The sequence below is a fragment of the Pseudomonas sp. HY13-MNA-CIBAN-0226 genome (assembly GCF_040310305.1).
Classification (GTDB): Bacteria; Pseudomonadota; Gammaproteobacteria; order Pseudomonadales; family Pseudomonadaceae; genus Aquipseudomonas; species Aquipseudomonas gregormendelii.
Window position 1 is genome coordinate 1 of record NZ_JBEOPS010000350.1, and the last position, 262, is coordinate 262.

The 262-nt window shown below is 61.1% G+C and carries 1 protein-coding gene; it reads right to left on the reverse strand.

The window, feature by feature from the left end; translation table 11 throughout:
- Window positions 1-262: thiolase family protein (locus tag AAEZ05_RS29055; RefSeq protein ID WP_502947810.1), on the reverse strand; the 262-nt coding region annotated here is incomplete at both ends.

Here is a 262-nt window from a genome sequence, read left to right on the forward strand (position 1 = left end):
TCACCAGGGTCATCGACGCACCGTCGGAAAGTTGCGAGGAGTTACCTGCCGTCACCGAGCCATCCTCGGCAAATACCGGCTTCAAGCCGCTGAGGCTGGCCAGGGTGGTGTCCGGGCGGTTGCAGTCATCCCGGTCGACCACGCCATCCAGGATCTGCACCGCGCCAGTGTTCTTATCCTCGACCTTGTACTTGACCGCCATCGGCACGATTTCATCGTTGAACAAGCCATCAGCCTGGGCCTTTGCGGTGCGCTGTTGGCT